The 17,312-nt window shown below is 57.3% G+C and carries 18 protein-coding genes; 14 read left to right on the top strand and 4 right to left on the bottom strand.

Annotated features, from left to right (window positions below; translation table 11 throughout):
• Nucleotides 1-61: 61 nt before the first annotated feature.
• From KHU30_RS10435 to KHU30_RS10425, 3 genes are all read right to left on the bottom strand, one after another.
• Nucleotides 62-931: a GntR family transcriptional regulator gene (locus KHU30_RS10435; RefSeq protein ID WP_268907177.1), complete on the bottom strand. Its 870-nt coding sequence runs from the start codon at nt 929-931 to the stop codon at nt 62-64.
• Between the two features lie 111 nt (nt 932-1,042).
• Nucleotides 1,043-1,549 carry a hypothetical protein gene (locus KHU30_RS10430; RefSeq protein ID WP_211442581.1) on the bottom strand — a complete coding sequence of 169 codons (507 nt, stop codon included), beginning with the start codon at nt 1,547-1,549 and terminating at the stop codon, nt 1,043-1,045.
• On the bottom strand, nt 1,546-2,649 hold the full coding sequence (locus KHU30_RS10425; RefSeq protein WP_211442580.1) for an MGDG synthase family glycosyltransferase: 1,104 nt from the start codon (nt 2,647-2,649) through the stop codon (nt 1,546-1,548). Before KHU30_RS10425 ends, KHU30_RS10430 begins: the two co-directional genes overlap by 4 nt.
• 320 nt (nt 2,650-2,969) lie before the next feature.
• Here KHU30_RS10425 and KHU30_RS10420 point away from each other — a divergent pair, with 320 nt between their 5' ends.
• The 9 genes from KHU30_RS10420 (at nt 2,970) to KHU30_RS10380 (ending at nt 11,297) form a co-directional block, all read left to right on the top strand.
• Nucleotides 2,970-3,869, top strand: coding sequence for a DMT family transporter (locus KHU30_RS10420; protein WP_211442579.1), 900 nt, complete (start codon nt 2,970-2,972; stop codon nt 3,867-3,869).
• 27 nt (nt 3,870-3,896) lie between these two features.
• Nucleotides 3,897-4,202: an NIPSNAP family protein gene (locus KHU30_RS10415; RefSeq protein WP_211442578.1), complete on the top strand. Its 306-nt coding sequence runs from the start codon at nt 3,897-3,899 to the stop codon at nt 4,200-4,202.
• Between the two features lie 179 nt (nt 4,203-4,381).
• Nucleotides 4,382-7,228, top strand: a complete 2,847-nt coding sequence (locus KHU30_RS10410; protein ID WP_230427309.1) for a type VI secretion system Vgr family protein — start codon at nt 4,382-4,384, stop codon at nt 7,226-7,228.
• Nucleotides 7,170-7,760, top strand: a complete 591-nt coding sequence (locus tag KHU30_RS10405; protein WP_230427308.1) for a hypothetical protein — start codon at nt 7,170-7,172, stop codon at nt 7,758-7,760. The genes KHU30_RS10410 and KHU30_RS10405 overlap by 59 nt, the downstream gene beginning before the upstream one ends.
• Nucleotides 7,750-8,259 (top strand): hypothetical protein, encoded by a 510-nt coding sequence (locus KHU30_RS10400; protein WP_211442577.1) that lies wholly within the window; start codon nt 7,750-7,752, stop codon nt 8,257-8,259. The genes KHU30_RS10405 and KHU30_RS10400 overlap by 11 nt, the downstream gene beginning before the upstream one ends.
• A gap of 97 nt (nt 8,260-8,356) precedes the next feature.
• Nucleotides 8,357-9,361, top strand: coding sequence for a hypothetical protein (locus KHU30_RS10395; RefSeq protein ID WP_211442576.1), 1,005 nt, complete (start codon nt 8,357-8,359; stop codon nt 9,359-9,361).
• A gap of 76 nt (nt 9,362-9,437) precedes the next feature.
• Nucleotides 9,438-9,959 (top strand): hypothetical protein, encoded by a 522-nt coding sequence (locus tag KHU30_RS10390; protein ID WP_211442575.1) that lies wholly within the window; start codon nt 9,438-9,440, stop codon nt 9,957-9,959.
• Nucleotides 9,959-10,528, top strand: coding sequence for a hypothetical protein (locus KHU30_RS10385; protein WP_211442574.1), 570 nt, complete (start codon nt 9,959-9,961; stop codon nt 10,526-10,528). The genes KHU30_RS10390 and KHU30_RS10385 overlap by 1 nt, the downstream gene beginning before the upstream one ends.
• A gap of 178 nt (nt 10,529-10,706) precedes the next feature.
• On the top strand, nt 10,707-11,297 hold the full coding sequence (locus tag KHU30_RS10380) for a hypothetical protein (RefSeq protein WP_211442573.1): 591 nt from the start codon (nt 10,707-10,709) through the stop codon (nt 11,295-11,297).
• Nucleotides 11,298-11,433: 136 nt separating this feature from the next.
• Here KHU30_RS10380 and KHU30_RS10375 read toward each other — a convergent pair whose 3' ends face one another.
• Complete coding sequence (locus KHU30_RS10375) at nt 11,434-12,030, bottom strand: nitroreductase family protein (protein WP_211442572.1); 597 nt, start codon at nt 12,028-12,030, stop codon at nt 11,434-11,436.
• 309 nt (nt 12,031-12,339) lie between these two features.
• Here KHU30_RS10375 and argS point away from each other — a divergent pair, with 309 nt between their 5' ends.
• From argS to KHU30_RS10350, 5 genes are all read left to right on the top strand, one after another.
• Complete coding sequence (gene argS / locus KHU30_RS10370) at nt 12,340-14,082, top strand: arginine--tRNA ligase (RefSeq protein ID WP_211442571.1); 1,743 nt, start codon at nt 12,340-12,342, stop codon at nt 14,080-14,082.
• Between the two features lie 102 nt (nt 14,083-14,184).
• Nucleotides 14,185-14,904, top strand: a complete 720-nt coding sequence (locus KHU30_RS10365) for an SPOR domain-containing protein (protein WP_211442570.1) — start codon at nt 14,185-14,187, stop codon at nt 14,902-14,904.
• Nucleotides 14,905-15,008: 104 nt separating this feature from the next.
• Entirely contained in the window at nt 15,009-15,722 is a 714-nt protein-coding gene (locus KHU30_RS10360; RefSeq protein ID WP_211442569.1) for a thiol:disulfide interchange protein DsbA/DsbL, read from the top strand.
• A 147-nt stretch (nt 15,723-15,869) separates the two neighbouring features.
• The gene (locus KHU30_RS10355; RefSeq protein WP_211442568.1) at nt 15,870-16,655 is read left to right on the top strand and encodes an SDR family oxidoreductase; all 786 of its coding nucleotides are present in this window, start codon (nt 15,870-15,872) and stop codon (nt 16,653-16,655) included.
• 27 nt (nt 16,656-16,682) lie between these two features.
• Complete coding sequence (locus tag KHU30_RS10350; RefSeq protein WP_211442567.1) at nt 16,683-17,306, top strand: LysE family translocator; 624 nt, start codon at nt 16,683-16,685, stop codon at nt 17,304-17,306.
• Nucleotides 17,307-17,312 lie beyond the last annotated feature (6 nt).

Genomic DNA, 17,312 nt, shown 5'->3' with positions numbered 1-17,312 from the left:
ACGTCGCGAATCGACTGCCAGGGAGGACGGCATGCAACCGCTTTGTCCCCTGCCCCTGCCGCTAGCGGACTTCCGCCGAGTACTGGAAGCGTTCCGCCGGCACAAAAGAAGTGCGCCATTCGACCGGTTCGCCGGCGTGATCCAGCATCAGCCGCTCGACGCAGATCGCCACGGTCTTGGTTTTCAGCTTGAACACCGAAGCGTTGGCGCGGTTCAGCGGTTTTGCCGTCAGGTCATCGATGGCGCGCGAGACCAGTACATCGCATTCGCTCTCATAGACCGGATACAGGGACGATGGAGAGTTGTTTTTCAGGTATTTCTGCAGCTTCCTGAAGCGCGCCAGCGGCAGCCAGATATGTTCGGACAGCACGATTTCATCGTCCAGCGAACGGGTGCGATGCAAGTACAGCGCCTTGTCGCGCGGCTTGAGCTTGAGCTTTTCCGCCACCGCGGCGGGAGGTATGGCGCTCGTCATCGAACGGATCTCGGCAATCGGCAACTGGTTCTTGGCCTTGCCCTGCCGGCGCACGAAACGCAGCATCGAAGAGCGCTCGGCAGCGCGCGCGACGAATGTGCCGCGTCCCCGCACGCGATCGACGACGCCATCGGTGACCAGCGCGTCCAGCACCTTGCGCATGGTGCCGACGGCGATTTCATATTCGGCGGCTAGTTTGTCTTCGGACGGCAGCGCTTCATCGGCGGCCCAGCTGCGCAAAGCGATCCTTTGCAGCAAATCGTCACGGACTTGCAGGTAGCGCGGCAAGCGCGGATCGGAGCTATTTTCTGGCGGGAGAGGCGTAATTTTTTTCGAGAGAGGCGCGTTTTTTTTGGAAAGAGACGCGTTTTTTTTCAGGAGAGGCGCGTTTTTTTTCGAGAGAGACGCGTTTTTTTGGGAGAGAGACGCGTTTTTTGCACTTTTTTTGATCAGCATTTACAACATTTCAAACTTGGAACGGGTCCGCAATTTACCAAGTTCCAGTTGTTTTTACAATACATATGTGCATCTCTACTTCTATACAGAACCAGAGATTCACATATCGGTTCAGCTCCGGCTGAGCGCGACGCCCACCGGGCGCGGCTTGCGCTCGGCCAGCCACAACAGCATGATCGCCACTGCCGAATAAATCCAGTAGTCGACCGGCACGCCGCCCAGCCAGTGCTTGTGCCACGGCACGTCGATCGGATTGAAGCGCGCCAGCCCGTAAGCCGGGTTGAGCACAAACCAGAGCCAGTCTTCGCTGATCCAGAACACCATGATGGAAGCCATGATGCGGCACTCGCCGCGCCAGTCCCAGCTGCCGTTGAACCAGATCGGATAGTGGAACATCAGGGCGATAAAAGGGAAAATCCAGGCGTGATAACCGGTCATGGCGCGCCCGCCCCAGAAGATGTCGAGCAGCCAGTGATGCTCGATGCGCCAGGTCGGCAGGTTGGCGGCCCAGCCGGCGGCGCCCTCGATCTGGATTTCGACATTGGCGAAAAAGAAGGCGGTCAGCACCGCCCAGAACAGCATGCCGAACACGCGGCGAAAAGGTGTGGAGGCAGTCATGGCGAGAGCGTAGTGAATGGAGAGTCGAGTTTGCTAAGCACGGTTTGCAGCACCGCGCGCGCTGCGCGCGGCCGGCCCAGTTCCAGGCTGCGCTGGCGCAGGCGCTGCAGCAGTTGCGGCTGCTGCAGCAATTGCTGGACCCGGTATTCCAGCGCGATGAGGTCGATGGCTTTCAGCGCCGCGCCTTGTTCCAGCAGGTAGTCGGCGTTGCGTTCCTCCTGTCCCGGGATCGGCGAGTGGATGATCATCGGCACTCCCATCGCCAGGCATTCCGAAGTGGTCAGGCCGCCCGGCTTGGTGATCGCCAGGTCGGCGCAGGCCATCAGTTCATCGACCTGGCTGGTGAAGCCGAACGGGAACAGCCGGCCCGGATGCGCCGCCGCCAGCTGCTGCAGGTCGGCCAGCATGGCGGCATTCTTGCCGGCCAGCGCCACCAGCTGGAAATCGTCCGGCAGCGCCAGCAGCCGCTGCACAGTCTTGTCGAGATCGCCGATGCCGGCGCCGCCTGACATCATGAGGATGATCTTGCGCTGCGGATCAAGCCCGAACTGGCGCGCACATGATTCGCGCTCCAGGATCCGGCCGAAGCCGGGCATGATCGGGATGCCGGTGACGTGCACCGCATCGGCCGCCAGCCCGCGCGTGCGCATGCGGTAGGCGATTTCCTCGGTGGCGGCGAAATAGCCTTGCATCAGCGGCTGCAGCCACATGCTGTGCAGGTCGAAATCCGTGACCTGCACCCACACCGGACAGACCATGCGCTGCTTGCCGATTTCGCGCGCCAGCAATTCGGCCGGCAGGAAATGGGTGCAGATGATGGCGTCCGGCGCTGCTGCCTGTATCGCCTTGCGCAAGGGACGGGTGCTGATGCGCTCGATTGCGCGCCGCAGTTTTTGCGTCGGCGAGCTGCTGAGCGCCTTGTCGCTCTTCTGGTAGACATAACCCCACAGCGCCGGATGGCGGTTCACCAGGTGCAGGTAGAAATCGGTGTAGACGGCGCGGAAGCCGGCAGGCACGAAATCCATGGCATCCAGGTGGATCGCTTCGGCGCCCGGGAATTCGGCGGCGGCATAAGCCCTGAGCGCTTCCGCAGCGCGCATGTGGCCGGCGCCGGCGGAAACGCTTAACAGCAATAGCTTGCGGGGGCGTGGTGGTTTGGCGGCGGCGCCCAGATGGGGCGCATGGTCTGGCTTATGAATGATGGACTCCGGCGATGTGGTTTGCTGCCGGCAATGCAAAAGTGACTACTTTCAAGCATACTCCTTGCAATCTGCATTTTGACGGAGGCGCCGAAACGGGGGCGCCGAGACTGGGCCACCGCGGTGGCCGATGACGTTGATGATAGGGATAAATCAACGCTGAGTAAAATGACATTTATGACAAACCATCCCTGCCTGCAACCGTTCCAGAAAGACGTACTATGCCTACCACCCGCAAGCCGCTAGACGGCTTGGCCATGAGCCTGATGTTAATCCTTTGCATGTGCTGGGGGCTGCAGCAGGTGGCGATCAAAGTGGCGGCGCCGAGCATCTCGCCGATCCTGCAGAACGGCCTGCGTTCCGCTGTCGCCGCGCTGCTGGTGAGCGGCCTGATGTGGTGGCGCGGCAGCAAATTCTCGCTGACCGACGGCAGCTTCTGGCCGGGGCTGGCCACCGGCCTGCTGTTCGCCGGCGAATTCCTGTGCGTTTCCGTCGGTTTGAACTACACCACTGCGTCGCACATGTCGGTCTTCGTTTACACCGCGCCGATTTTCACCGTGCTGGGTTTGCACTGGCTGGTGCCGGGCGAGCGTTTCGGCCTGACCCAGTGGCTGGGCGTGATCGCTGCGTTTGCCGGCATCGCGGTGGCGTTCGCCGGCGGCTTCGAAGCCGGCGCCGGTTTCAGCCGCATGCTGATCGGCGATGCATTGGGCGTGCTGGCCGCGGTCTTCTGGGCCGCAACCACCATCATGATCAAGCGCAGCGTCCTCACCAATGCCTCGCCCAGCATGACCCTGTGGTACCAGCTGGTGGTGGCGGCGCTGTCGCTGCCGCTGCTGGCGCTGGTTTCCGGCCAGGCCGGGGTCGCGCCGCTGAGCGGCATCATGTGGGTCAGCCTGGCGTTCCAGTCGCTGATCGTCGCCTTCGGCAGTTTCCTCGCCTGGTTCTGGATGCTGCGCCGTTACCTGGCTTCGCGGCTGACGGTATTTTCATTCCTGACGCCGCTGTTCGGCGTCAGTTTCGGCGTGCTGCTGCTGGACGATCCCATCGGCTTGCCGTTCGTGTTTGGCGCCTTGCTGGTGCTGAGCGGCATCGTGCTGGTGAACTGGCAGCGTAATTAAAGTTTGATTCGAAATCAGGGAGAAAAAATGGTCACTTGCTATCTGCGCTACATCATCGACGCCGGCAAACTCAAGGAGTTTGAGCACTATGGAAAATTGTGGATTCCGCTGGTGGAAAAATTCGGCGGCGCCCACCACGGCTACTTCCTGCCGTCCGAGGGCGCAAACAACGTCGCCCTGGCCCTGTTTACCTTCCCCAGCCTCGCCGCCTATGAGCAGTACCGCATCAGGATGGCGGATGACGCAGAGTGCCAGGCCGCCTTCAGGTATGCGGAGCAGACCAAGTGCATTTTCAGTTACGAGAGAAGCTTCTTTCGACCGGTATTCGAATAGGAGTTCAAAGCTAAACGCCGATGTACAGCCGGGGTGTTGGTTTCCAGCGCGGCATGCGCAAGTGTTGTTTTTGCAACTAGACAGACAGTTCCAAGCATTATTTGCTTGTATGTTTGGTACTATCTCGTTCTCAATTATTCCCGCACGACAATATTTATCGGTAACGACAGGATCACGGCATGAGCAACATACTTCAAAGCCTGCAAAGCCTTATCAACGGCCGCCAGAACAAGCGTATCCTCCGCCTCTCCTTCCCCCACGACGACGGCCCGCACGCTCAGCTGCTGGTGAACAAGCTCAACGCCGTCGAAAGCCTGTCGCGCGATTTTGACTACACCGTGGAATTGCTGTCCGATGACGCCGAGCTGGCCCTGAAGGATTTGCAAGGCAAGCTGTTCTGCGTGGAGCTGGTGCGTGGCGACGGCAGCCTGCGTTACTTCTCCGGCTACTGCTTCGAATTCCGCCTCGCGCGCACCGACGGCAATATCGCCTTCTACCAGGCCAAGCTGGGACCCTGGACCCAATACCTGCGCCTGCGCAAGGACAACTACATCTTCCACGGCAAGACCCTGCGCGAGCAGATCGACAGCATCTGCGCCGACTACGGCACCTTGCCCGACTGGGATTTCCGCGTCAGCGGCGCAGACCCGATCATGACGGACGCCATCCAGTTCGACGAAAGCGACCATAACTATCTCCATCGCCGGCTGGAAGCGGCCGGCCTGCTGTACTACTACGAACATACCGACCAGGGCCACAAGCTCATCATCACCGATGACTCGACCCAGGCCGCGCCCATCGACGGCGGGGAGGAAATCCGCTTCCAGCGCCATGGCGGGGCGATAGAAGAAGACGGCATCGGCGAATTCTCCCCGGTGCGCCAGATCGTGCCCGGTTCCGTGTCGCTGTCCGGCTTCAACTTCAAGAGCCCGGTGCCGATCCATGCCGGCGTGCCGACCCTGAACAAGCAAGGCAATGTGCTCGATGTCGAATCCTACGAATATGCCGGCGCCTATGGCGTCAAGGGCGTCCAGGATGCGGACAAGCTGTCGCGGCTGCGCATGGAAGAGATCGAAGCGGCAGGCAAGCACTTTGAAGCAACAGGCAACAACCGCTACGTGCTGCCGGGACGCTGGTACCGCCTGAGTGGCCATTTTGCTTCCAGCCCGTTTGCCAGCCATGAAGACGCCGGCAAGAACGAATTCCTGATCATCTCGGTGCACCACATCGCCAGCAACAACTACCTGCAGCAGGCAAGCGAGAAGGCCGAATACCGTAATGAGCTGACCTGCCTGCGCAAGACCATCCCCTGGCGTCCGGGCCGCAATTACCATAGCGTCGCCACCAAGATCCTGTCGCCGCAAACGGTGACAGTGGTCGGCCCATCCGGCCAAGGCAGCGTCCATACCGACGAATACGGCCGCATCCGGGTCCAGTTCCACTGGGACCGCATCGGCAACAACGACGAGCGCAGCTCGGCCTGGGTGCGGGTCGCCAGTGCCTGGGCCGGCGGAGAACTGGGCGCCAAATCGATTCCGCGCGTTGGTTCGGAATGCCTGGTGCAATGGCTAGACGGCAATCCCGACCGCCCCATCGTCACCGGCAGCGTCTACAACCAGCGCAACATGCCGCCGTGGAAACTGGCGACCCAGCAGTCCTTGATGGGCTTCAGGAGCCGAGAGCTCACGCCCAACGGCGGCAACCAGCCCGGCGGCAGGAGCAACCACCTGGTGCTGGACGACACCAACGGCAAGATCCAGGCGCAGCTCAAAAGCGATCACCAGCACAGCCAGCTGAGCCTGGGCAGCATCAGCCGCATCGAAGACAATGCGGGGCGCAAGGATGCGCGCGGCGAGGGCTGGGAGTTGCGCACTGATGGTCATGGTGTGGCGCGTGCGGCCAAGGGGATGCTGATCACCACCGAGGCACGCAGCAATGCGAGCTCGCATATCAAGGATATGGGCGAGACGGTCAGCCGGCTGACGGCTGCACGGGATCAGCATGAGTCGCTGGCCGATGCGGCGCAGCAGGCGGGGGCGCAGGAGAAGCAGGGGCAGCAGGCTGATGTCGCGCAAACCTTGAAGGCGCAGAACGATGCGATCAAGGGAGGTGGCGCAAGCGAGGAGGGCAGTTTCCCGGAGCTGTCGCAACCGCATCTCGTGCTGGCCAGTCCTGCCGGGATCGAGACTACCACCAGCGGCAGTACCCACGTTGTCAGCACCCAGCATACGGCACTGACTACCGGCAAATCCCTGTCGATTGCCAATGGCGACAGCCTGTTTGCCAGCATCCGCCGGACCTTCCGGCTGTTCGTGCATAAAGCCGGTATGAAGATGATCGCGGCAGCGGGTGACATCGACGTACAAGCATTGACCAACAACGTTAACTTGCTGGCCAAGCTCAATATTACGCACACAGCTAACCGCATCACGATCACGGCCAAGGAAGAAGTGGTGATCAACGGCGGCGGCAGTTATGCCAAGTTCAATGCCGGTGGGATTGAGCATGGGACGAATGGCTCGTATGTGGCCCATGCCGCAGTGCACAGTCTGCCAGCGGAAAAGAATCTGCCCGTACCGCCAATGAATTTGCCGGTCGTCGATGGTTTTGACGAGCAATTCAGGCTGGTGGACGAACATGACACCGCACTCCCGAATACGCCATATATCATCCGCAGCTCCTGCGGGAAAATATGGGAAGGCGTAAGTGACGTCGACGGTTTTACCCAACGAGTATTCACCGAAAAGCCGACAGCTCTATCCCTTGAGTTATCCCAGAAAAAGGCAGCTACTCACGACATTTTTTTCCTGGTAAATGATATTAAAACGGGCAATCCGCTTGCCAACACCAAATACAAAATTGCTCTTGCATCAGGCGCTGTGTTTTTCGGCACCACCGATGCCAAAGGCCATACCGAATTAGTCCATTCCGATCAACCAGAAGTAGCCACTATAGAGGTTCCGTACCATGGCGACAGCGCAAGCAACACTAACTCCAACTGCGGATCAGACGCCTGCAGTTGTTAGTGTTCCGGCAAAGGAGTTAAGCGGTGCACAGTGGGTCGCGAGATTTCCGACCAGTGCGAGCGTTGACGACTTGACGCCGGATTTTCGAACCAAGGTGAATAATTTTATCGCCGCGATCACAACTGCCGGAGGCAGTGTCCGGATATCTGCAACTTACAGGCCTAAAGAGAGAGCCTATCTGATGCACTATTCAGCGGCAATTTCCAACGGAACCATTGCCCCGGCAAGCGTGCCGGCAATGGATGGCGTAAATATAGAGTGGGTGCACGATACTCCTGCGGAGTCGATCAGCGCTGCAACCAGCATGAAGACAGCTTACGCAATCGTCTTTCCTCCTGCGCTCGTAAGTCGTCACTCGGACAAGACCGCTATCGATATGACGATCACAGGCATGTCCGGGAAATCCATTGTGGATGCTGCAGGAACCGCCGTTTCAATTACCAACCTAAGCGATTTGAATCCGGTAGGCGCTACCTACGGCGTTAACAAACTCGTTTCCGATCCCCCACACTGGTCAGCCGATGGACATTAAAAAACTCCTGCCGATTATTTTAGTAACCCTTTCATGTTCATCGTTTGCAAGCGATATCGGAGAGGGCTTCGTTCAGAGAAATGCAGAAGGGGAAACGTATCTGTATACAACTCAAACGATCAAAAAAAATGAAAAGATCCTGGTTCAATATCCAAAAGAAAATGGCGATATCGGATGTTGCAAGGTAACGTCATCTGACGGGAAGCTATTGCCACAGGGTGAAGTGACCGATGAGTTGAATGGAAGCGACGTACACGTCTACAAGCTGAAACTGCGCTATACGAAGCCTTTTGTCGGGATCGCGGTAATTGGAGCGGGTGCTTCTGTTACGGGAAGCGCCACCGGATTGGAAATTAAAAATCGAAACACATCAGTTAAAACGTGTTTGAGCCAGGAAGGTGTGCATCTATTCTCAACAAAGACAGGTGATCTGAAAACGCACCTGTATTTACCGCTTGGTTACGATGTAGAGCCTACATGCGACTCGCCAGGTAAATGAATAGCAAATTATCGATGACGCCAGAAGTCCATGCTGAACTAGGCGATCAGCACCTGAAAGTTTTTAATTTTAGTTAGCCTTCTTACAGGAATATCACATGTCCAAACATAAAAAGGGACACAAGGCGGCAGGTACAACTAACAAGACCAAAAAATCGCTAGTCAAAGTTGTTGTTAAACCTGATGACGCTGGCGAGTGGATTAAGCCGAATACTCTTGATAAATTTTATATCGATGATGAGGCTAAATTTCCTACCATCGAATTTGAAATAAAAACGGATTCGCCGGGGCCCTACAAGTGGAGTTGGGCCATATCATGGGACGCGAATGTAAGCGGATTGAGAGAACGTGCGCGCGGGAAAAAGGTTGCGAATTTTTCAGAAAAGGGTGGATTCACTCAGGATGGTAAAAGCTGGGACTTTAAAACTGTTAACAAGGTAATTGGTGGAAGGCTAACCGTGACAGTTGACGTTGCCGAAATAAAATTTAGGCGGACTGTACTCATTTTAGGGAAGTCACCAAGCAAGGAAAAAATTGATGCCTACGTCGAGCAGAAAGTTGCGGCTGGTTCGAATAGCAACGCCCGAGATGGAGCGCAGGACAGGGTAACTGCAATTGCAACAATGAAAAAAATACTTCAACAGGAATCGCAATATAAGCATTTTCTGAATCTTGATTCTGAGCCGATTGTCGCGTTTGATAAAGGATACGGATTGACGCAACTAACAAGCGGCGATCCAACTTATGTCCAAATTTGGAACTGGAAAGCTCACATAGATGAGGCACTTAGGCGAATGGTCGGTTTCAGAGCACAAGCCCTGAAATTTTTTAACCGGCATAAAGAGTGGCATCAGGACGACGATATGATAGAAGTAGATGCAATTTCATTGTGGAATGGCGGACATTATTATGTCGAATCTTCCGATCATACTCAATGGATTAGAAATCCGCAGATGATATGCGTGCCCCGTGAGGGAAATAAAGGTTACAAAGTATCTGAAGCAGAAGTGGGAAAGATAACGCTTCCGGAGCTGCAAAAAGATAAAACGAGATCACCATCATATACAGGAGTTTGTTATGCAGATACGATCGAGCATCAATAGGATATGGCCTGCAGTGTTCTTTTTTTTGTGCCTGAACTCGTATGCTCAATTATCTAATGGACAAACGTCTTACGACTTGATTGATTACAAAGGAATTTCTTTTTCTGCAGCCTATGCTGATGAAGGAAGAGGGGTCTTTATTCGTCGTACCCTTCAAGATGGTGGTGTTTCAAAATTTCGCTTGCCTGAGTTTGATCAGATGGCGAAGCAGCATAACTTTGCATATGATTTTCTGGATGACTCTCTTATTTCAACGCCGGAAGGAGATTATTTCGTAATTGAATCAATGCGGCCAATTGCATCTAATCCGGAAGAAGACGTCGACTATAGAAAGCATCCACAATGGTGGACACATAGGTGTGCGCATGCTGTACATCTGACATATCTGGTTGGCGTGGTGAAGGAGAAAATAAAAATAATCAAAAACAATTTCACGCAATGTACGTCGGAGTCCCGAGTGTTTAAGAGCAATGGACAGATTGGCTATGAGGTCAAAGATTACAGCAAAGGTGGAGATCAGCCTCAGTCCGTGCTGTATCTTTTACAAAACGGAAAATTCATACGAAAAGAAAATGGTCCGTACAAGGAAGAACGCTAATGAATGCGACTGCTGAGCTTGTTCACGACAGTACTCAAGATGATTTCGTACGGGCTGTTTTGTATTCGTTTGCGATCAGCGATTATGAGGGTAACGAGACAATTACTTTAAAGAGTATCGTTTCTTCCGATATTTTTGACGGCATGGAAATTGAGATAGTGAACGAAGCTGTTAGTACAGTTCAACAGGCCGGCCTAATTGAATGGGATGACACAAAAATTGGAGCGATCCGTTTGACTCCGGTTGGTCGGGCAAAATTTCTTCTTGTCCGTAACGATTTTTTTGACGGAGATGAAATCGAAGCACTGAGAGATTGGTTTGCTGATCTGAATATCCATGATCTTCTGGCCTCGCCAGAGTACCGCTCAATGAAGAAAAATTTTGTCGGCCTTGCCGCCTTGTCTGGACAGCTATGCCCGCTATCCGGTCAGTGGCGAGCTCAGAGACTGTCCAACAAAACAGTCTTTACTCGCATTGGGGAGCTACTTCCTGTACCAGAAACCGATGGTGTTGGAAATCAGGTGATATGGCATTTACTTAAGTCTGAGAATACCGTCAGCGGTGCTTGAATTGAGTTCCCGCTCTGTACTCTAGAACAGCAATCGACTGGCACATGCGTAGTGACGTATAAAAATGCGCTGATCAGATTCCAGAAAATGAGAAAAGTTGAGGCGTAGAACATCCATGGACAACCACAGAAGTTTGCTAGGCAGAATATATTCTCGGCAATTATGCTTGCTTCTAACAATGACGCTTTTCGTCGGAGTAGTTCATGCCGCATCTGTTGCCAGCGTCCAGATGCTGGAAAACTATAGGGAGAATTTCAAAAATTCGACTCCTCCAACTAAATACATTTTTGTAGATGCGGATGGGGGAGATCAGCCAAGTGATGGCCCGGGGAAAATCTATATTCTGGACATTACTGCCAGGGAACCAGCCAGTTTTATCTATTCCTCTGAAATAGATCGCTTGTTTAAGGATCATTTTTCGGTGATGGTCGATAACGAATCGCTCATTTCCACGCCAACAGCAGATTATCTTGTCTTAGTAATGACAAGGCCGCACGAATACAATCCCAAATCGGGTCATTGCGCTGCTGGCATGGGTGAGGACAGAGCTTATCTGATTGCGATCACGGATAGTGGCGTCAAGGTGCTTAACCGAAATTTCTTCAACTGCGCTGGCTCCTACAGGATGGTCCATGTCAATGAACAACCTGGCTACGAAATCCGAGATTATAAAAAGGGCATCGATCAAGCTCAGTCCGTGCGGTACTTGCTACAGGACGGAAAACTGATGCGAAAAGAAAATGGCCCATACAAGGAAGAACCGCAATAACGGTTCTCATGGAATTTGATCTGTCGGCTGGCTGCAGGTCAGTACCAATAAAAATGCGGATGAACGGCACAAACCGTTCATCCGCATTTTTTCAGGGCTCATGCACGTCGAGCCCGTCATGCAAGATTCAAGACTCTTAAGCCTTGAAAGTACCTTCCGAAACCAGCGCCTGCAAAGGCAAACGCGGGCTGGGTTCTTCCTTGGAACGCAGGCCTTCCGGCAGCATGGCCTTGTCGCCGATCTTGCCGATGGCTACTGCGGCTTCGATGGCGAAGTTGGCAGGAACGCCCAGTTCGGTGCGTGTCTTTTCCTTGTCGAAACCAGCCATGCCGTGGGCATGCCAGCCGGACAGGCTGGCTTGCAGCGCCAGGTAGCCCCAGGCTGAACCGGCGTCGAAGGAATGGGTTGGGGCCGGCCGTTCTTCGCTGCTGCCCGGCGGGGCGAAGGTGGTTTTCGACAGCACGATCACCAGCGCTGCGGCGTTTTCGGCCCAGCTGCGGTTGAATTCGTTGAGCAGGCCCAGCAGGCGGGTCCAGTGCGGGGTTCCGCGGCGGGCGAAGACGAAGCGCCATGGCTGCGAGTTGTAGGACGACGGCGCCCAGCGCGCGGCTTCCAGGATGGTCAGCAATTCCTGCTCGGACATCTCGTCATTGGCATAGGCGCGCGGCGACCAGCGGCTGAGGAATTGCGGGTGGGCCGGGTGATCGGCAACGCGTGGCGTGGACTGGGTCATAAGGTTTCCTGTTGTAAACTAGATAATGGGTGCAAAGACGAAAATGCGCTGTGGCCGGATCCAGCCTGGCCAAGACGCCGCATCTTAGCAGCAGTTTTTGATGCTTGCAGAGGCTGCCTGAGTTTATGGCATCGCTTCGACGTACCGGGCAAGCAGGGTGAAGATTGCTGCGCCAAGCCGGTATAATCGGAAATAACCAAGACTGGCCGGGCGCTGTCCAGATGACAGCAAACCCGGCAGGCTTTCGCATAATCCCGTGCGGCGCCCGTGTTTCTGCGCCGCATCTTTGTTCTACTGACTGTCAATCCTATGCTAGCACCACAAAAACAACAGATCATCGACCTTTTCAACGCTGCCCTGCAGCCCGTCATCGCCGGCAGCGAGCTGACGCCGACCGTGACGCTGGAGCGCCCGCGCGATCCTTCGCATGGCGATGTCGCCTGCAATATCGCCATGCAGCTGGCCAAGCCCTTGAAAAAGAATCCGCGTGAACTGGCGCAGGCCCTGGTGGCGGCCGTCATGGCCGGCGCTGCCGGCAAGGGTTTGATCGAGGCGGCTGAAATCGCCGGTCCCGGCTTCATCAACCTGCGCCTGACCGCCGCCGCCAAGCAGCAAGTAGTCCAAACCGTCTTGCAGCAGGGCGCGGAATTCGGCAAGAGCCAGCTCGGCGCCGGTAAAAAAGTGCTGGTCGAGTTCGTCTCGGCCAATCCGACCGGCCCGCTGCACGTCGGCCACGGCCGCCAGGGCGCGCTGGGCGACGCCTTGTCGGCATTATTCGAAGTGCAAGGTTTCGACGTCACCCGCGAGTTCTACTATAACGACGCCGGCGTCCAGATCGCCACCTTGGCGACTTCGGTGCAGGCGCGCGCCAACGGCTTTAAGCCGGGTGACGCCGAATGGCCGGAAAGCGCCTACAACGGCGATTACATCGCCGACATCGCCCAGGATTTCCTGGCGCGCAAGACGGTTGCCGCCAGCGACGGCGAACCGGCGACCGCCAGCGGCGACGTCAACGATATCGAATCGATCCGCAAATTTGCCGTGGCCTACCTGCGCCGCGAGCAGGACCTGGACTTGCTGGCCTTCGGCGTCAAGTTCGACAATTACTACTTGGAATCCTCGCTGTACAAGGATGGCAAGGTCAACGCCGCCGTCGAGGCCCTGATCGCCGCCGGCGTCACCTATGAGCTGGACGACGCCTTGTGGCTGCGCACCACCGATTACGGCGACGACAAGGACCGCGTCATGCGCAAGAAAGATGGCACTTATACCTACTTCGTGCCGGACGTCGCCTATCACATCGTCAAATGGCAGCGCGGCTTCGGCAAGGTCATCAATGTCCAGGGCAGCGACCACCACGGCACGATCGCGCGGGTGCGCGCCGGCCTGCAGGCGGTCAACATGGGCATTCCGCAGGGCTATCCGGATTACATCCTGCACAAGATGGTGACCGTGATGAAGAACGGCGAGGAAGTGAAGATTTCCAAGCGCGCCGGCTCCTATGTCACCGTGCGCGACCTGATCGAATGGTCGTCGGGCGAAGACGGCGCTGAAGCTGCGGCGGATGCGCCGCGCGACCTGACCCGCGGCCGCGATGCCGTGCGCTTCTTCCTGATTTCGCGCAAGGCCGATACCGAGTTCGTCTTCGACGTCGACCTGGCGCTGGCCAAGTCCGACGAAAACCCGGTGTATTACGTGCAGTACGCGCACGCCCGCATCTGCTCGGTGCTGGCGCAATGGACCGGCGACGAAGCTAGCCTCGGCAGCATCGACCTCAGCCCGCTGACCGCGCCGCGCGAAGCCAGCCTGCTGGCCAAGCTGGCCGAATATCCCGACATGCTGCAGCATGCGCTGGAAGAGCTGGGGCCGCACCAGGTGGCGTTCTATCTGCGCGATTTGGCGGGCGAGCTGCATAGCTACTACAATGCGGAGCGGGTTCTGGTCGACGATGAGGCGCTCAAGCTGGCGCGTCTGGCGCTGATGCACGCCACCCGCCAGGTGCTGCGCAACGGCCTGGCGCTGATCGGCGTATCGGCGCCCGCACGCATGTGATTTGAATCTACAATAGGCGACTCGGTCTGACACTTTCCGGCGTTGATGCCGGCGAAGCGGATGGACCGGGATAGCCTGTAACCAGTATGTCATTGGGGAAGTATGAGCAAATTTATCAACAAGCAAGCTGGCGGTACTTTACTGGGCCTGATTTTCGGCCTGATCATCGGTCTGGCGATCGCCGTCGTGGTGGCGATCATGATCACCAAGACGCCGACGCCGTTCACCAACAAGACAGCCAAGGCCGACAAGCCGCCGGAAGCCATCACGGCGCCGGCTGCGCCAACCGCACCGGCTGCCGGCGGCGACCAGCTGCCGGATCCGAACAAAGCGCTGTACGGCAACCAGAGCGCGGCCAAGGAAGCAGCCAAGGCATTCACGCCGCCGGCCACGCCAGCGGTGCCGCCAACCGACAACACGCCGGCTGCCGTCAGCCAGGCTGCCGAGAAGAAGCTCGATGCGCTGGTAGCCAAGTCCCAGCAGGACAAGCCGGCCCCGGTGGTCGATAAATCGACTGCCGACAAAGCCAAGAAGGTCGCCGGCGACATCGCCGAAGCCAAGACCAAGGCCGCCGCCGCGGACGACAACTGGATCTATTTCCTGCAGGTCGGCGCTTTCCGTGAACAGAATGAAGCTGAAAGCGCCAAGGCCAGGCTGGCGCTGATGGGTTTCGAGGCCAAGATCAGCGAGCGCCAGGCCGATACCGGTTCCCTGTACCGGGTGCGCGTGGGGCCATTCAATCAGCTGGAAACAATGAACCGGATTCGCGGGAAGTTGTCAGATAACGGCGTCAATGCGGCTGTGGTGCGGGCTGCGAAATAAAGAGCTGGTTTGTCAGCGTCATCAATGTTTTGTCTAATCGGTTGAAGGCAGGGCGACTCCAGCGGAATCGTCTCTGCCTCACAATTTAATAATAAGGATATTTCATGCGTTTTTTTCAAAAAGCCCTGGCAGTCGCTGGTCTTAGCCTGAGTCTCGGCCTGGTTGCCGTCAGCGCCGGCGCATCGCCGGCCAATCCGGTGGCCGGCACCGACTACAAAGTTCTCGACAATCCGCAGCCGACCGACAGCGGCCTCGGCAAGAAAGTGGAAGTGACGGAATTCTTCGGTTACTTCTGCCCGCATTGCAACGCGCTCGAGCCGACGCTGGAAGACTGGGTCGCCAAGCAGGGCGACAAGATTTCCTTCAAGCGCGTGCCGGTCGATTTCGGCGATCCGAATGGCGACCCGAAGAAATCGCCTTACGTAACGCAGAAAAAGCTGTACTACACGCTGGAAGCGATGGCCAAGCTGCCTGAGATGCACAAGAAGGTCTTCAACGCCATCCACGTGCAGCGCCAGAACCTGAACAACGACGCCGCCGTCGCCGATTTCGCCGCCAAGAGCGGTTTCGACAAAGCCAAATTCATGGACGTCTACAATTCCTTCGCGGTGCAGACCAAGGTGACCCGCGCCACCCAGCTGCAGAACGCCTACAAGGTCGACGGCGTGCCGATGCTGGTGGTTGACGGCCGCTTCGTCACCTCGCCATCGATCGTCGGCGCAACGCCTGGCGCCGGCGCTACCGAAGCAGCCTTGTTCAAGACCACCCTGCAAGTGATGGACAGCCTGGTGGCCAAGGCCGCGGCTACCAAGAAGTAACAAGCGTAATAAGCAGGCCGGCCGGCACGTTTAGTATGGCTGGCAGTCGTTGTTGAAAAGTCCGCCTCTCGCAAGAGGGCGGGCTTTTTTATCGAGATTTGTCTAGCGCCCTGGCTCAGGGCATTGATTCCCAGATTGGTCGTTCTCATGAAACGTGTATTCATCACCGGCGCATCCAGCGGCATCGGCGCCGCCCTGGCGCAATACTATGCAGGACAGGGCGCGGCGCTGGGGCTGGCGGCGCGGCGCCAGCCGGTGCTGGAACAGCTGCTGGCCGGCCTGCCGCATCCGGAGCGGCATAGGCTGTACGCGCTGGATGTCAACGATCATGCGGCCTTGAGCGCGGCGGCGGCGGACTTCATCGCCGCCGGCAATGGCGTCGACGTGGTGATTGCCAGCGCCGGCATTTCCCAGGGCACGCTGACCGAGCATGCCGAAGACCAGGAAGTGTTCAACCAGGTGTTCGCCACCAATGTGCTGGCCACGGTGGCGACCTTCACGCCATTCATCGCCAGCATGAAGCGCCAGGCCCGGGAAGGCCAGCGCGATTTGCGCCTGGTCGGAGTCGGCAGCGTCGCCGGCATCCGCGGCTTGCCGGGCGCCGGCGCCTATAGCGGCTCGAAGGCGGCGCTGATCAGTTATTGCGAGTCGTTGCGGGTGGAGTTGCGCGCCAGCGGCATCAAGGTGGTCACCATCGTCCCCGGTTATATCGATACGCCGATGACCCAGGTCAACGAATATGCGATGCCGTTCCTGATGCCGGCCGAGCGCTTTGCCGCCAAGACCGGCGCGGCGGTGGCGCGCGGCAGCAGCTACCAGGTGATTCCGTGGCAGATGGGCGTGGTGGCCAAGCTGTTGCGGCTGTTGCCCAACTGGCTATACGATCTGGTGTTTTCCAAGGCGCCGCACAAGGCGCGCAAGGGCGGCGACTAATTCGCCGACTGATTTACGGACTGATCCATGGACTTTCATAGTTTCTTCTTATTCGTGCTGACCGAGCTGGCGCTGTCGGCCTCGCCAGGACCGGCGGTGATGCTGGTGGTGGCCTATGGCCTTACCGCCGGCTGGAAAAAATCGATCTTTGCGACGCTCGGCATACTTACCGCCAATGCGATCTATTTCACCATTTCGGCGACCGGCCTGGGCGCCTTGATTGTCGCATCGCACGCCTTGTTCACCGTGGTGAAGTGGCTGGGCGTCGCATACCTGGCCTATCTCGGCCTGTCCGCCATCTTCGGCCGGCCGTCGCCGATCACCGCTTCCAAGCTGAACGGCAAGGATTCGTCCGGCTGGAAAATCTGGCTCAGCGGCCTGACCCTGCAGCTGGCCAACCCCAAGGCGCTGATCTTTTTCATCGCCATCCTGCCGCAATTCCTGAACCCGGCCGCGAATGTACCGCTGCAGATGATCTGGCTGGCGGCCGGTTCGATGATTCCGGAATTCTTTATCCTGCTCGGCTATGCCGTGCTGGCGGGACGGATGCAGAGCATCGCCACCCGTCCGAGCTTTGCCCGGATTACCGACCGCGTCGCCGGCAGCCTGATGCTGGCGGTGGCGATGATCGTCGCGGCGATACAGCAGTAGGGCGGT

This window comes from Collimonas humicola (genome assembly GCF_018304945.1).
Classification (GTDB): Bacteria; Pseudomonadota; Gammaproteobacteria; order Burkholderiales; family Burkholderiaceae_D; genus Collimonas; species Collimonas humicola.
This window is presented reverse-complemented; position numbering and strand designations above follow the sequence as displayed.

Excerpts from the sequence above, each read along its gene's own strand:
- KHU30_RS10365 (WP_211442570.1), top strand. The coding sequence starts at position 14,185 with ATGAGCAAATTTATCAACAAGCAAGCTGGCGGTACTTTACTGGGCCTG.
- KHU30_RS10385 (WP_211442574.1), top strand. The coding sequence starts at position 9,959 with ATGAATGCGACTGCTGAGCTTGTTCACGACAGTACTCAAGATGATTTC.
- KHU30_RS10410 (WP_230427309.1), top strand. The coding sequence starts at position 4,382 with ATGAGCAACATACTTCAAAGCCTGCAAAGCCTTATCAACGGCCGCCAG.
- KHU30_RS10420 (WP_211442579.1), top strand. The coding sequence starts at position 2,970 with ATGCCTACCACCCGCAAGCCGCTAGACGGCTTGGCCATGAGCCTGATG.
- KHU30_RS10435 (WP_268907177.1), bottom strand. The coding sequence starts at position 931 with ATGCTGATCAAAAAAAGTGCAAAAAACGCGTCTCTCTCCCAAAAAAAC.
- KHU30_RS10380 (WP_211442573.1), top strand. The coding sequence starts at position 10,707 with ATGACGCTTTTCGTCGGAGTAGTTCATGCCGCATCTGTTGCCAGCGTC.
- KHU30_RS10395 (WP_211442576.1), top strand. The coding sequence starts at position 8,357 with ATGTCCAAACATAAAAAGGGACACAAGGCGGCAGGTACAACTAACAAG.
- KHU30_RS10355 (WP_211442568.1), top strand. The coding sequence starts at position 15,870 with ATGAAACGTGTATTCATCACCGGCGCATCCAGCGGCATCGGCGCCGCC.
- KHU30_RS10430 (WP_211442581.1), bottom strand. The coding sequence starts at position 1,549 with ATGACTGCCTCCACACCTTTTCGCCGCGTGTTCGGCATGCTGTTCTGG.
- KHU30_RS10425 (WP_211442580.1), bottom strand. The coding sequence starts at position 2,649 with ATGCGCGCTGCGGAAGCGCTCAGGGCTTATGCCGCCGCCGAATTCCCG.
- KHU30_RS10415 (WP_211442578.1), top strand. The coding sequence starts at position 3,897 with ATGGTCACTTGCTATCTGCGCTACATCATCGACGCCGGCAAACTCAAG.
- KHU30_RS10375 (WP_211442572.1), bottom strand. The coding sequence starts at position 12,030 with ATGACCCAGTCCACGCCACGCGTTGCCGATCACCCGGCCCACCCGCAA.
- KHU30_RS10350 (WP_211442567.1), top strand. The coding sequence starts at position 16,683 with ATGGACTTTCATAGTTTCTTCTTATTCGTGCTGACCGAGCTGGCGCTG.
- KHU30_RS10360 (WP_211442569.1), top strand. The coding sequence starts at position 15,009 with ATGCGTTTTTTTCAAAAAGCCCTGGCAGTCGCTGGTCTTAGCCTGAGT.
- KHU30_RS10405 (WP_230427308.1), top strand. The coding sequence starts at position 7,170 with ATGGCGACAGCGCAAGCAACACTAACTCCAACTGCGGATCAGACGCCT.
- argS (WP_211442571.1), top strand. The coding sequence starts at position 12,340 with ATGCTAGCACCACAAAAACAACAGATCATCGACCTTTTCAACGCTGCC.
- KHU30_RS10400 (WP_211442577.1), top strand. The coding sequence starts at position 7,750 with ATGGACATTAAAAAACTCCTGCCGATTATTTTAGTAACCCTTTCATGT.